Source organism: Acidisoma sp. 7E03 (assembly GCF_054665075.1).
In genome coordinates this window covers 1-13,533 of record NZ_BAAFHE010000021.1, presented here as the reverse complement: position 1 = coordinate 13,533, position 13,533 = coordinate 1, and the positions used below count along the sequence as shown (strand labels likewise).

Sequence of the window (13,533 nt, the reverse complement as noted above, 5' to 3'; positions counted from 1 at the left end):
CAACGGCCCCTGCATTGCGTCCAAGCGCCGCCTCCATGATGATACCGGATCGAACGACGATTCTGCGCACCAGAAGGTGACGATGCAACCCGCCCGGCACCTCTCAAGCCTCCTCTCGCTCTCCGAAATAGGGCAGAGCCTCTAGGATCTTTCGCCATGGCTGTCGCCGATCTCTACAGCTTTTCCTACACAGGCAAGATTGTCAGCTGGACCGTGCCGGCGACGGGCGCCTACCAAATCCTTGCCTACGGCGGCCAGGGCGGCAAAGGCGGCGGCCTCGGCGCCGAGATCGGCGGCACATTCATCCTGCAGGCGGGGCAGGCGCTGACCATCCTTGTTGGGAACGAGGCCGATCCTCCGGACCTCGTCCGCCGCTATGCTTTTGCCGGTGGTGGCGGTGGTGGTGGAACCTTCGTCGTCGGCGCCCAGACTACACCGCTTATCGTCGCCGGCGGCGGCGGCGGCAACACGGGCGCTGCCTATTCGCAAAACGGGCTCATCTTCAGCCAGAGCCCTCGACGCTATCAGGATGGCGCCGCCGGAACAGCAGGCAACCGCGGGTTTGGTACGCGAGGAGGAGAAAACGGTGGAGGGGGGGAAACCTCCAAAACCCGCTTCGGCGGCGGAGGGGGTGGAGGGCTGCGCGATAACGGCGAAACGCGCACCGATTCACATCAGGGCTTTCCCGGGAAGAGCTTCGTCAACGGAGGCGCGGGCGGACTCAACATCGACTACAGCTCGCTCACCAGTTCGCGGGCCAATGATGCGGTGGGAGCCTTTGGCGGCGGCGGAGCTGGTGCCGGCGGCGGCGGCGGGGGTGGAGGCTACAGTGGCGGTGGAGGCGGCCAAGGCGCAGGTGTTGGGGGTGGCGGCGGCTCGTATGACGCCGGGCTCGACCAAATCCTGATCGCAGGTGCGCATTCCGGTGCGGGGCTCGCGGTGATAACCTTCCTCGGCCCGACCGTCGTGACGCCGCCCACGACCGTGATCGACACCGATACGCGCTTCTCGGTGCCGGCAGGTAATCACATCGTTCAAGCGAGCGCAGCAGACACGATCTCTGCCGGTAGTGGCAGCGATACGATATCCTCCGGCGCGCAAAGCGTCGTGGTGCAGGCTGGCGCTGGCGTGCTCGACTTCATCGCGGGCTCGGCCGCCGCGACAGTTCTTGGCGGCACGGGAGACTCACTGCTTTATGGCAGTACGGGTGCGGGCATGACCTTGTTCAGCGCCGGTGCCGGCAACGACACGCTGATTGGCGGATATGGGCCAAGCCTGCTGATCGGTGGAGAGAATACAGTAGAAATTACCCGCGGCAGCGGACCTTCCACACTTCTGGGTGGATCGGGCAGTACGGTGATCAACGGGGCTGAAGGAAGCGGTGCCGAATTTATCTCCGCCGGCTCGGGAACTGCCACCATTCGGCTGAACGACGCGGCGGACACTGTTCTCGCCGGTAGTGGTGCAGCCACCGTCAGCGCCGGTGCAGGGGGTGAGGTCTTCGGCTTCGTCGCGGGCCATGCTGGCGGATCGGAGGTCATCATCGGCTTCACGAATCAGGATGTGCTTGCCTTCGCGGGCTACGGCTACACCCTCCAGAACGCTCCGGCCGAGCAGTTAACGGCAGCAGGTGATCTGATGACCCTCAATGACGGCACGACGGTTCTGTTCACCGGCCTGAACCAGGCGATCTTCTAAGTGCTCATCTCCATCCGGCGGAACGGGTGATCGTCAAATGATGATGGAGCCAAACCGCCGCTCCTGGCCCATGCCCCGCCTCGACAACAACCGGTGCGGGACGTAAGCCCTGCCCGTCGTTTGGCAACCCCATGCCAGGTCTCGAAGGTCTTTGCCCGGGTTTTACCGGTATTCCGAGCCTCCTGCGCTCGCGCATCGCGCAGAGCCCCGAGGATTATGCCGGCGCGCTGATGGTTCTGTTGCAATCCTGCGCGCCGCGCCCGGGATGTGGCAAGCTGTGCTCGAGCGAGCGGCGGGCGGGCGCTGAACGAGGGCCAAGGCGGCATATCTAAAGGGCGGCACTTCACGGCCAATGTCATTCTATGGGCACTTCGATGGTATCTCGCCGTCCCCGGGAGCTATCACGACCTTTGTTTGATGCTGTCAGATCGCGACGTGGAAATCGATCACACCACGATGTTCTGCTGGGTGCACGCCCATGCGGAGGCGCTGGAGAAGCGGCTTCGGCATCATCTGCGGCGCAACACCAGCTTCTGGCGCGTCGACGAGACTTACATCAAGGTCAAGGGCGCCTCGACCTATCTCTATCGGGCTGCGGACCGTCTGGGCCAGACGATCGACTTCCGGCTCTCGCCGCGGCGGGACGCCGCGTCGGCTAAGCGGTTCTTCCGCAAGGCGCTGGCGCAGGACCATACCGGCAACCCGCGCACGATCACCGTCGATAAGAACCCGGCCTACCCGCGCTCTACCGCAGAAATGAAGCGTGGAGGCGCGCTATGGCGTTTCGTGCGGCTCCGACAGTGCAAATACCTCTATAATGTTGTCGCACAAGATCATCGACGAACAATGCGGTTGGTGACGCCTGGGCTCGGCTTCGGAAGCCTGCCGACGGCCCGACGAACACTGGCTGGCCACGAGGCGATGGCGATGATCAGGAAGGGACATGTTCAAAACATTGGCGGTCGCGATATGCAGGCGCAGGCCGCGTTCATCGAAAGCCTCTTTCAAGTCGCAGCCTGATATCGCCGACAGCGGGCCGTCTACCGGGTTGGCGCGTCTCCCGCCGGCATTTGCAACGGAACCAGTGCGAGGGTGCCCATGATCACCTACGTGGCGAGTAGAAGTTTGCACTGATCGAAGTGATCGGAGGCGGATCCGGTTCATGGCAGCAGGATACGCTGTGACCAGAGCGTAATCAAATTCGTTAGGTGATCTTGCGAATTCCATTGAGTTGAGCAACACTCCGTTACGTAACGGTTTCACTGCGTGCTTCTCGAAGTTTATCCGACCATTGAGTGGGCCAAGGGCCGACGAGGGAGGCGGAATGTGTACCGCATGCGATTGGGCTCCACTTTTTGCCACCTTCGGCCGCGGCTCAAGCGCAGGCAGGGCAGGCTTGACAGGGCGCCGTACGGTATTGACTGCGGGCGCAGTTGTGGCAGCGACATCGACTTTTGGAGCAATATTCGGGGCACCCGAGGCGTTAGCCCAAGGTCTCACGCGCCCCGATAGCAACCCGGCGTCCATGTCGGACGATCCTGCTGACTTCGTGTTTCACAGTGGCCGCGTGTACACGGTTGCCAAAGCTTCTCTTTGGGCAACGGCAGTTGCGGTTAAGGGCAATATGATCGTTCATGTCGGCGACGATGCCGGCGCTTTGGCGCTGGCCGGTCCCTCAACGCAGGTGATCAATCTCAACGGTCGCCTTCTCATGCCGGGCTTCGTCGAGGGGCATACACACCCGTTCCTTGGCGCCTTCCTGACCTCTGGACTTGATCTCCAACTCCCGACGCTCGCCGATGCTTTGGCCGAGATCGAACGCCATGCCAAGGAAAATCCTACCGGTCCCATCCGCGGTTTTGGCTGGCGGGTTGATATGTTCCCTCCCGAAGGACCGAACCGGGCCGAACTTGATCGTATCCTGCCGGACCGGCCCGCCTTCTTCTTTTCCATCGACGGGCACAGCCTGTGGGCGAACGGCAAGGCGCTAGAAATGGCTGGGGTCGGGCGCGATACGCCGGACCCCATTCCCCGCTTTAGCTATTATGCGCGGGATGAGCATGGTGAGGTGACCGGCTACGTGCTGGAAACCAACGCAGTACTGAGCCTGGTTAACGCCGTTGAGCCGATCACGGCGGCCGCTATGGGTAAGCTCATGGAAAGCTGGTTGCCGAAGGCTTCGGCCGCCGGCATTACTTCTATCTTCGACGCCGGTGTTCCACCAATCGGAAGCAACCAGGGCGCGATTATCGCGCTCTATCTGGATGCAGAAAAGCGCGGGCTCCTCCCGTTTCGCGTCCGCGCTTCTTACGCCGTGAAGGCTCCCCCTTTCGATCACGCAGTCATCGAATTGACCGAGATACAAAGGCAGGTGTCGAGTGACCTTGTCCAGGTCAACACTCTCAAGATCATCGGTGACGGCTCGCAGGAAGGCTACACCGCCTGGCTTCTCGAGCCCTATGCAGACAATCCCACGTCGACAGGCGCCTCCCCCTTCACGATCTCACAGTGGGAAAAGCTCATCGCCATGGCCGATGCAGCGGGGTTCGACGTACATGTCCACGCCTGCGGCGAACGCACTACGCGGGTAGCACTGGATTGTATCGAGAAAGCCATCGAAGCCAACCCTCAGCGTGACCGCCGAAACACCATCGCTCATCTCGTCTATGTCGACGACAGCGACAATCCGCGTTTTGCGAAGCTCGGTGTTACCGGCCAATTCTCGGCGAACTGGATGTCGGGTGATCCCGATACACTCCAGAACATGCTCGAACGCTATGGGCCCGAGCGGCAGAGTCGCCTCTACCGGCCGCAGAGCATTCTGAAGTCCGGAGGCAAAATTTCTCTCGGGACAGATTGGCCCGCCGCAGGCTATTTCTCAACTTACAAACCGCTGGATTCTATTCAGGTCGGGGTCACCCGCCAGCTTGCCGGTCAACCCGAGGCGCCGGTTCTGTCACCTGCGGATCAGCGACTGTCAGTGGCCGAGGCCATTCACGCCAACACCCTGGGCGCGGCTTACCAGATCCATCTCGACAACAAAGTCGGCTCGCTGGAGGTCGGCAAGCTTGCAGACATGATCATCCTTGATCGTAATATTCTTGAATGCGACGTACACGAAATTCACCAGGCCAAGGTTGAAATGACGATGATGAACGGAAAAATCCGCCATCTCGCCTGAGCCGACTGCATCCTCGGCCACCCAATGACGGATTCATCTCCGTAACACTCACAGGCGAGAGACCGCGATCTATGTCCAAAGCCCCCACCAAAACCGGTCTTTCCAGGCGCGACTTGCTCGGCCGGAGCACGGCCTCAGTGATCGGGGCGAATTTCCTGGCGAGCATGGTGCCTGCCGAAACAGCCACCGGCACGACGCTGGCTGCGCCGAGCCCGGCACCTGAGTCTCCTCCGGGCGGTTACAACATCCTCTTCATTCTTGTCGACCAGGAGCACTTTTTTCCAAAGTGGCCTTTCCCGGTCCCTGCCCGTGAGATGTTAAAGGCGAAAGGCATCACCTTCTCCAATCATCAGGCTGCATCCTGCGTATGCTCGCCGGCTCGATCGGTCATCTATACCGGGCAGCACATCCAGCATTCCGGTGTATTCGACAATCTCAACTATCTCTGGCAGCCGGATATGTCGACCTCAATCAAGACGATTGGGCACCGGATGCAGGATTTGGGTTATCACGCCGCATATCAGGGGAAGTGGCATCTGAGCGCCAACCTGGATCAGACGAAGATCGCGGTCGACGCGCCGATGGCGGACTATCGCGAGATTATTCAGAGCTACGGTTTTGACGATTTCTTCGGTGTGGGCGACCTTATCGACAGTGGGCTTGGTGGTTATTCGTTCGATGGCTTTACAGCTGATCGGACCGTGAGCTGGATGCGGCGAGAGGGGCAGGAGTTGCAAGCCAAGGGCCAGCCCTGGTTCCTCGCAGTCAATTTTGTTAACCCGCACGATGTCATGTATATCAACTCGGACCTTCCTGGTCATGTCGTGCAGGGCAAAGATCCTGCCATCGCCATCTTTTCTACCCCTACCGACGATCTTTACCAGACACGGTGGAATGATCTTCCGCTCCCGGTGAACCGCAGCCAGCCGCTCAACGCTCCAGGACGCCCCAAGGCGCACGCCATCTACCAGGAAATTCAAGACATGATGGTCGGAGCGTGGCCGGACGAAGATCGCCGCTGGCATGTACTGCGCGACTACTATTACAATTGTATTCGCGACTGCGACAATCAGATTATGAAGGTCCTTCGAGCGCTCGCGGACAACGACATGGATAAAAATACGATCGTCGTGTTTAACGCGGATCACGGAGAACTTGGTGGGCACCACCAAATGCGTGGCAAAGGCAACTGCACCTACAAGGAGCAGAACCATGTGCCGCTCATCATCTATCACCCAGCATATCCCGGAGGCGTTGTCTGCCCGGCCATCACCTCGCAAATCGACCTCGCCCCAACGCTGATTGCTCTGACGGGCGCTGATCAGGCCTTGCAAGCCAAAGCCGCCGACGGTCTCAAAGGTCATGACCTTTCCGGTCTACTCAAGAAAGGCGCCTCGGCAAAGGTCGACGAGATCCGACCCGCAGCCTTGTTCAACTACAATATGCTGTCCTATCAGGATGTCGTATGGGCTCAGCATTTCGTGCAGATGACCTTCTCAGGCAAGGTCACCAATGATGAGAAGGTTCAGACCTATCTCAAAAACGACCCCGATTTTAGCGAGCGCGTCGGCATCCGGAGTATCTTCGACGGCCGATATCGCTTCTCTCGCTATTTTGGGCAGACCGATTTCAACACGCCCACCACGATTGAAGCGTTGCTCGCCAAGAATGACCTTGAGCTTTACGACTTGCAGGAAGATCCGGAGGAGATGAACAACCTCGCAGCCGATCCATTGAAAACCGGAGAACTGTTGACATCATTGAATACACTGACAAACAGCTTGATCGCCGATGAGGTTGGCGTGGACGACGGTAACTTCCTGCCTATCAAAGACGGGAAGTGGTATTTCCCGTCCAAAAGTGACCGCTGATCGGCAGACGCAGTGTTAGTTGTACGTCGGTGCTTGGGAGGCGCGCTTTGCACATCGGTGGTGATATGGAGCGTGATGTCTGATGCCACCGCGGCAGGCTGTTCCTCCTCATCGGGAACCGGATGCGACAGCTCCGCTTCCACGGACTCTGTAGAGGTCGGAGACTGGGTCCATTTTTTTGGAGATACGCGCCATCTTCAGGCGACCGCGGATCAGATTGGATTGACGACACAGACAGGACCCCTGCCCATCACCGTATCCGGCAATGTCCAAAGCTGGACGAGTGGCCCGCCGCTGGAGAATCTGTATACGGAGAGCGCCCAGGCTTCCTTCAAGATCGACAAGGCTTGGACGATCCTCGGCCAGCAGCTGTATCAACAACAGGGGTCCATCACCCTTGCCAATCTGGTTGGGGGTGTCAACGTTAAGCCCAGTCAAGACCTAAGCATTAACATGCTTGCAGGTGCTGGCATTCACACGCGCTATACCTATCAGTGGAGCCTTTTTCTCTCCCCGCAGCTACGCCTCCCGTGGATGGTGTCCGGGCAACGCCGTATTGCACTCGAAGCGGATTCCACTTTCGAACATTATGAGCTCGGGCACTTCGTGCAGGTGACTCCGAAGATCGATGTGAAGATCGCGAGTTGGTTTCCCCAACTTCAGGTCGGCTATGCCTTCGGACGGTTCGACAATGACGGGACCGTCTCCTCCACCCAATACTACCAGCCTCAGGCTCTGAGAGGGGCGACGGTGACGGCGGTCTTCCGACCTGCGGAGTCGGTTTATATCGTCGCATCGCTGTTGCCCGCGAACAGAAACTATATCGCAGGAACACATGTCGTTCAGAGCACCATCGGCGGAACTATTCACTGGAACATAGCAGATTGGCTGCGTCTGTCATTCTATGGGGACGACACTTGGTATAGTGGCGGGAGTGACCGCGCGCTGGGTGGTGGCCTAGGTTTTGCGTTTTGACGCCGTGAGGAGTCTTGTCCGTGAAAGTTTTGTGCCTCTCCGTCATTATGTCCGGCATACTGCTGGCAACTCTGCCGACCTGCGCTCAAGCAGAGCCACCGGCCTTCCTAAGTTCCGTGCCTGCCGCAGGTGCGACGGTGCCTGGCTCCGCGGCGGGGATGTCGATCCGGTTCAGCCGGCCGATTGACCACCTGCATTCCAGTCTTGCAATCGTCCAGAGCGGAGTTGTGGTGGCGGCGCTCCATCCGTTGGCGGATTCGGCCGCGGATGTGCTATTTGCGCGCCGTGGGCCCCTTAAGCCGGGCGCCTATCAGCTTCATTGGACAGTCCGGTCGCTCGATGGGCAGCACACTCTCACGGGAGATGTGGCCTTTTCTGTGAAGTAGAACCCGCCTGTTTCCAACGCATCTTTTCTGGGGGAGAGCCAGCAGGCGCATTCATAACTAGCTTCCAGAAGTCGGCCGGTCTCGTCCGCGGTGCCCTGTTGCACGCCAGTCAGCTCCGGCGCTCCGTGCGAGGCATTGAACCAGATGACAGCGTTGCCAACCAAGACAGCGGGCTGCTCTGTGTAGGGAACATGTGCCGCACCCTTGAGCGCCACGCGATGAATCGCACGGAATATCATCCACACGGTGTCGCCGATCTTGTTGCGGGCGCTTCTTCGCACCAGCGCGGCCGAAGCCACGAGGCTCGCAATGTCGGTTGTGCCAAGCAAGGCGGGCGTCGCAAAGCCAGGCTTGCCGGCTAGTAGAAGAAGGTCTGCTGACAGCAGGATGCCGGAGCGCCGAAGCGACATTGAGAGCGGCAAGGGTCGTGGCGCGGCGACCGACGGGAGTGCGTGCCTGAACTTCCGCCATGGTCGGCACGGCAAGGAGACCGGCGCCGATCGTCGCGGCAAACAGGTCGATCCCACATGGATCGTCTGACCCACGCAGACGGGACGCCGCGGCCCAAGAGGTCAGCGTTTTGCAACGCTCGCTGCCTTTGCGAAGGTTTCGGACGGGGGCAACCGTCGGGCGGCCACATAGGACAACACGGCAACAGCCAACGCGAGGCCGCCGATGCCGGCCAAGCCAATGGAGCCAGTCAGAAGGCCGTGCGCCGTCCGTCCGGCGCCACGTTCCCCATCGCGTACATGCCGTGCCGCCGCCTACCAGACGAGGCGTACCCCGCCGCTCAGTGCCTGTGCCGTGCTCCGGCCGTTGATGGCGCCACCATAGCTGACGAATACTGATAGCGGCCAGGACGTCACCTTCACATCGGCCAGCAGTCCGATCAGTGCCGCGTCGCGCCCAATGGGCGCGCTGTCCACGGCATAGCCGCTGCCACCCAGCTGCGCAAAACTGGCCCAGGTGTTGCCCGTCTGGCTCGCAAATTCATGTGCCCAACCTATGGAGCCCTTCGCCACCACAGCAACGGTTGAGGACAGAGCCAGCGGGCGTTGCAGGCTCGTTCCCAGCACGCTCTGAGCGCTGCCGATGGACTGCCCACCGATCGTCTGCGCAAGCGCACCGCCGCCACTTTCGGTCAAAGTCGCTTCCTGGAAGCGGAAGCCGCCGAAGCCGAGGCTCGGCTCGAACAACCAGGCGCCCATGCGCTCTTGCACGCCCACCCGCAGGCCGCCGCCGCCAGCCGTGCCGTTCGTGTCGCCGCGCGTGGAGACGGCGAAAATCGGTAGGCTGCGTGAGACATCCTCCTGCTGATACATCCCCCCAAGCTGGCCAGCTATGAAGAACGGACCGCTCTGCCACTGGCCATAGGTGATGAGCTGCGCGGTGGTTCCCGTGGCATGGCCGCCGCTGCTGGTCCAGGTCTGGCCGTCGACCGTGCCAACGGCGAGGCCGACGCGCCCTGCACCGGCCACCGGCGCATCAAGGCCCGCCGCCGCGCCACCAAGGCCGGCGGTGAAGCCCGGCATGCCGCCCGAGCTACCGGTGCTGTTGTAACCCGCGAGCGCCGTCATCCAGATGGTGGTGCCATGCGGGGCGGCGGCGGCATTGACGCTGCCGTCCTGCGCCAGGCCCCGGCGCGCAGCAAGCTGGGCGTCCACGGCATCGGCAGTCATATACCAAGCATTGCGGGCAGTCACCAGCGCATCGGCATAGATGGACGGTGACAGCTCGTCCAGCGCAGGGGTGATGGCTTGGGTGGGTAGCTTATACAGCGTTCCAAACAGGTCTGATTCCGCCGGTGTCATCGCCGCACCGGCAGCCGGCCGCAGCGCGTCGAGCGCAGATCCGACGGCGGCCTCGCTTCTGCTCTCGTCAAGCCCAGCCCCGGCAAGATTGCCGTAGCCCGCCGGTGTCACCACCAAATCAATCGCGTTGCTGCCATAGAGCGCATCAAATCGGGTGCCCGCGGCAAGTCCACTCGGGGACTGGGCGATGCCGGCATAACTACCGAGGATGCCACCATTAGCCTGCACGATGCCGAAGGTTTGGCCAAGGGCGGGAGTGTAGCTGTTGCTGGCTGATCCTGTGATGCCTCGCAGCACGGGGGCAAGCGTGCCGGAGGCGGTGAAGGTATTGCCCGCGCCGGCAACCACTACGCGGCTGTAGTTGCCCGCACCCGTCCCGGTGCCGGTGCCGTCTATGTCGACCACGGTCTTGGCCGTCGCGGTCAGCGTCACCGGCGCGGTGAAGGTGAGGGTGCCGGGGCTGTTGCCGGGGGAGATCGTGCCCTCCACCGTCGTCGGCGCTTTGATGATGCCGATGCCGTGCAGGGTCGTGCCGCTCGCGACCGTGAGGCTGGGCGCGATGAACGCGCCGTTGATGGAGGTGGTGCCGGTGCCCAACGTCACGCCGCCGCTTCCGATTTCCAATCCATCTAGCGCAATCTCATACCCGTTGGCGGCGAGAGTGCCTCCGCCATTGCCGATCACCACTGTGCGCATGCTCAAGACATTGCCGAGTGCTGAAAGTGTACCGTTGTTGAGAACTAGGACGCTGCTGGAGGCTCCGAGCGCAGCGTCGCTGCCCGCCGCCAGTGTACTCCCGCCCGTGACCAGCGTGCCGCCAGTATAGGTGCTGCTACCCGTTAGGCTCTCCGTGCCGGAGGTGACGGCGAGACCGCCCGTACCGTTGATCTGGCCGGCGAAGCCTCCGCTGGCCTGGCTCAGGATCAGCGTCTGATTGCCGAGATTGACCGTGCCGGAACCAGCCAGCGAGGCAATGGTGGCAGGCGAACTGGCGCTGCAAACGTCGAAGGTGCCGTTCGCGGTCACACCGGTGGAATTGCTGATGCTGCCGTTGCCAGTGAGCAACAGGCGGGCGCCCGAGCCGATGGTCGTCGCACCTGTATAGGTATTGGTGCCGCTCAAGCTTTCGCTGCCACCCGCTATGGTGAGCGCGCCCCCGGTGCTGCCACTGGCACCGCCATCCGCGATGGTGCCGCTGAAGACGCCCTGAGCACGGCTCAGCGTCAGCGTCCGGCTGCCCAGGTTAACGGTGCCGGATCCGGCAAGCGAAGCGACGGCCGCGCCGGCAGGGGTGCCCGAAATATCGAAAGTGCCGTCATCCGTAACACCAGAAGAGGTCGCGATGCTGCCCTTGCCGGCGAGTAACAGGCCGGCACCCGGAGTGATGATGGTGGCACCCGTATAGGTTCATCCCGCTGAGCGTCTGACTGCCGCCGGTGATGGCAAGCGCGCCGCCCGCCCCGCCGCTGATCCCGCCATCGGAGATGGTGCCACCGAAGTTGCTGGTAGCATTGTTGATGGTGAGCGCCTGTGCGCCGAGATTGACGTGGCCCACGCCCGTCAACGTGTTGACAGTGGCGCCGGCGGATGTGCCGGAGATATCGAAGGTGCCATTCACCACGAGACCGGCGGAACTGGCGATGCTGCCCTTGCCGGCGAGGGCGAGGGTCGCGCCGGAATCTACCGCCGTCGCACCGAGGTACTTGTTGTCGGCGGTGAAGATGAAGCGTCCCCCTGTCAGTTCCAGCGCGGTCGCCGCACAGTTAACCCCACCGCTGCCGCAGATGATGGCCGACGAGATGACGCCCGCCATGGTGACGGTGCCGGGCGTGGAGAGCTGTGCGACCGTCTGCGCGCCATAGGTGCCGTCATAGCCGTCGGTGAATTGCGAGAAGAGCAGCGTCGGTACGGATACGGTTGTGCCATCGGGAATGGTGGTGGAACCCTGCAACGCGATCGATTCACTGAGCGTCGGATCGTTCGACGTCTCGATGGGATCATCGGCCACCTGATAGCCAAAGAAACCGCCGACGGGATCATAGACAATGTTGAAGTAGTTCAGAAACTCCGTCCCGGTATTGATATAGGGATAAGCGGTACTGCTGGCTGTGGTCGTGACGAACGCAATGCCGTTACCCGGCGCGTCGAAGGAATTCTTCGGATATACTGGGCTCAGCCCATAGGAACCCGGATTGTAGGGCGGGCAGGAATTGTCGCTGCCCGCGCAGGTGCCTTGATAGACGAGCGTGTAGGACACCGGCTGACCTGATGCAGCACTGGCTGCACCCGGCAGATAGACCGAAATGCTTGAGGATTGACTTGGGTTTGCCGCGTCATAGGTCGGATTCCAATAGGATCCGCCGCTCGAAAGTTCCATATTCGCGATGCCGGTATCCACCAGAAGCGTGCCGTAATAGGTGCCGTTGGCGGAGGCATTCTTCGCTTTGCTGATGGTGATAGTCGCGGCCGGTGTCTGCCATTCGGTGGCGGTCGCGGCACGCGCATAGTCGCTGCCGAGGCTCGTGGGGACGCTGTTCGCGCTCGGCAGCAGGCCTGAGAAGCTGGTATTCCGCGCCTCGGCCGAGGTAAGCCCAAGCTGGATGCCCTGTTTGGTCACCATATAGCCCGGTGCCATGCTGCTCAGGTCACCCGAGGAGATCGAGGTCAGGTTCAGGAGCGGGTTTTCATTCTGGGTGCCTTGTGGACGGCCAAAGCCGACGCCGAATTGTTCGAGCGAGGCTCCGTTCGGCGTGCAGCTCGTGACGCTGGGACAGAAATGGGTTTGTGTGCCCATGCTGTCTTGCATGGAGGTCGCGACCAGCACCGGCACCTCAGCGGTGACGACCAATGTTCCTGTGCCATTGGAGCCCGCGCCGTAGAGGCCCACTGTCAGCGCCGTGTAGAAGCCATCATAGGTCAGGCCCGAACTGGTATAGGTCATATGACCGTGATCGGCCTGGGACAGAGTGTTCGCATCGATGCCATAGGCCGTGTAGAGATAGTCTGAGGTGATGACGATGCCCTCGGACCCGGTATCCACGGTCCATTCAGCGCCGGTGCCTAGGCTGAGCGATGAACCGGCCGCGCCGGACGACAATGAAACGCCAAGATAATGGAGATTCTCATTCGAACCGGTGGCCGGCGCGAAATTCAGGAAGACGCTGCTCGACCCCGCATAGTCATTCCAGATCGTCCCCTGAGCGAAGGCCCAGTTACCGCCGGCGAGTAAGAGGACTGTCGCCAGAGGCGAGACCAACCGGGAGCTTAAGAGCCGCATGAACGCAAGACATTGTTGCAGATTTGTCCCAGAATGGGCCCTCACCGAGCATATCCCGACAGCAGCGTCATAAATGCCGTTGAACCTGACGCCCAGGCGCTGACGGGAGTTTACCTGCATCCATACGTGTCAAGCTATCAACGCTACGGTTCTGCTGTCCATATTGCAGTTACGAAGTTTTTCTGACATCGCACAGAAACACGTGCCTTCTCTTCTCGCGCTTCTGGCCGAGGCGCTACTTAGGATCTGTTGACAAAAGAAGGTAGCCACATTTTTGCGGCCGCTATGTTGAGGAAGCTACGGAACGAAAGCGCGGTTTTGTCGTAGCGGGTGG

9 protein-coding genes are annotated in these 13,533 nt (G+C 61.2%); 6 read left to right on the top strand and 3 right to left on the bottom strand.

The annotated features are described in order from the left end of the window. Nucleotides 1–156: 156 nt before the first annotated feature. The 6 genes from ACYQ6W_RS21215 to ACYQ6W_RS21190 all read left to right on the top strand — a co-directional run bounded on the left by ACYQ6W_RS21215 (nucleotide 157) and on the right by ACYQ6W_RS21190 (nucleotide 8,111). On the top strand, nucleotides 157–1,698 hold the full coding sequence (locus ACYQ6W_RS21215; RefSeq protein WP_459678123.1) for a calcium-binding protein: 1,542 nt from the start codon (nucleotides 157–159) through the stop codon (nucleotides 1,696–1,698). Between the two features lie 267 nt (nucleotides 1,699–1,965). Then, nucleotides 1,966–2,718, top strand: a complete 753-nt coding sequence (locus tag ACYQ6W_RS21210; RefSeq protein WP_459678121.1) for an IS6 family transposase — start codon at nucleotides 1,966–1,968, stop codon at nucleotides 2,716–2,718. Nucleotides 2,719–3,223: 505 nt separating this feature from the next. Continuing rightward, the gene (locus tag ACYQ6W_RS21205; protein WP_459678120.1) at nucleotides 3,224–4,879 is read left to right on the top strand and encodes an amidohydrolase; all 1,656 of its coding nucleotides are present in this window, start codon (nucleotides 3,224–3,226) and stop codon (nucleotides 4,877–4,879) included. 71 nt (nucleotides 4,880–4,950) lie between these two features. After that, entirely contained in the window at nucleotides 4,951–6,750 is a 1,800-nt protein-coding gene (locus ACYQ6W_RS21200; RefSeq protein WP_459678118.1) for a sulfatase-like hydrolase/transferase, read from the top strand. A 75-nt stretch (nucleotides 6,751–6,825) separates the two neighbouring features. After that, on the top strand, nucleotides 6,826–7,725 hold the full coding sequence (locus ACYQ6W_RS21195; protein WP_459678117.1) for a hypothetical protein: 900 nt from the start codon (nucleotides 6,826–6,828) through the stop codon (nucleotides 7,723–7,725). Between the two features lie 47 nt (nucleotides 7,726–7,772). Then, a complete protein-coding gene (locus tag ACYQ6W_RS21190) occupies nucleotides 7,773–8,111 on the top strand; it encodes a copper resistance CopC family protein (RefSeq protein WP_459678152.1) in 339 nt (112 codons plus the stop codon). On the opposite strand, the gene ACYQ6W_RS21185 is transcribed toward ACYQ6W_RS21190, so the two are convergent. The 3 genes from ACYQ6W_RS21185 to ACYQ6W_RS21175 form a co-directional block, all read right to left on the bottom strand. Then, nucleotides 8,042–8,521 carry a hypothetical protein gene (locus ACYQ6W_RS21185; protein WP_459678155.1) on the bottom strand — a complete coding sequence of 160 codons (480 nt, stop codon included), beginning with the start codon at nucleotides 8,519–8,521 and terminating at the stop codon, nucleotides 8,042–8,044. The two genes, ACYQ6W_RS21190 and ACYQ6W_RS21185, sit on opposite strands and share 70 nt — an antisense overlap. A gap of 354 nt (nucleotides 8,522–8,875) precedes the next feature. Then, the gene (locus ACYQ6W_RS21180; protein WP_459678116.1) at nucleotides 8,876–11,044 is read right to left on the bottom strand and encodes an autotransporter outer membrane beta-barrel domain-containing protein; all 2,169 of its coding nucleotides are present in this window, start codon (nucleotides 11,042–11,044) and stop codon (nucleotides 8,876–8,878) included. 193 nt (nucleotides 11,045–11,237) lie between these two features. Beyond that, nucleotides 11,238–13,199, bottom strand: coding sequence for a hypothetical protein (locus tag ACYQ6W_RS21175; protein ID WP_459678115.1), 1,962 nt, complete (start codon nucleotides 13,197–13,199; stop codon nucleotides 11,238–11,240). Nucleotides 13,200–13,533 lie beyond the last annotated feature (334 nt).

What these genes read in the sequence shown, in the direction of transcription:
- ACYQ6W_RS21215 (WP_459678123.1), top strand. Translation starts at nt 157, where the DNA reads ATGGCTGTCGCCGATCTCTACAGCTTTTCCTACACAGGCAAGATTGTC.
- ACYQ6W_RS21205 (WP_459678120.1), top strand. Translation starts at nt 3,224, where the DNA reads ATGTCGGACGATCCTGCTGACTTCGTGTTTCACAGTGGCCGCGTGTAC.
- ACYQ6W_RS21200 (WP_459678118.1), top strand. Translation starts at nt 4,951, where the DNA reads ATGTCCAAAGCCCCCACCAAAACCGGTCTTTCCAGGCGCGACTTGCTC.
- ACYQ6W_RS21195 (WP_459678117.1), top strand. Translation starts at nt 6,826, where the DNA reads ATGTCTGATGCCACCGCGGCAGGCTGTTCCTCCTCATCGGGAACCGGA.
- ACYQ6W_RS21190 (WP_459678152.1), top strand. Translation starts at nt 7,773, where the DNA reads ATGTCCGGCATACTGCTGGCAACTCTGCCGACCTGCGCTCAAGCAGAG.
- ACYQ6W_RS21185 (WP_459678155.1), bottom strand. Translation starts at nt 8,521, where the DNA reads ATGTCGCTTCGGCGCTCCGGCATCCTGCTGTCAGCAGACCTTCTTCTA.
- ACYQ6W_RS21175 (WP_459678115.1), bottom strand. Translation starts at nt 13,199, where the DNA reads ATGCGGCTCTTAAGCTCCCGGTTGGTCTCGCCTCTGGCGACAGTCCTC.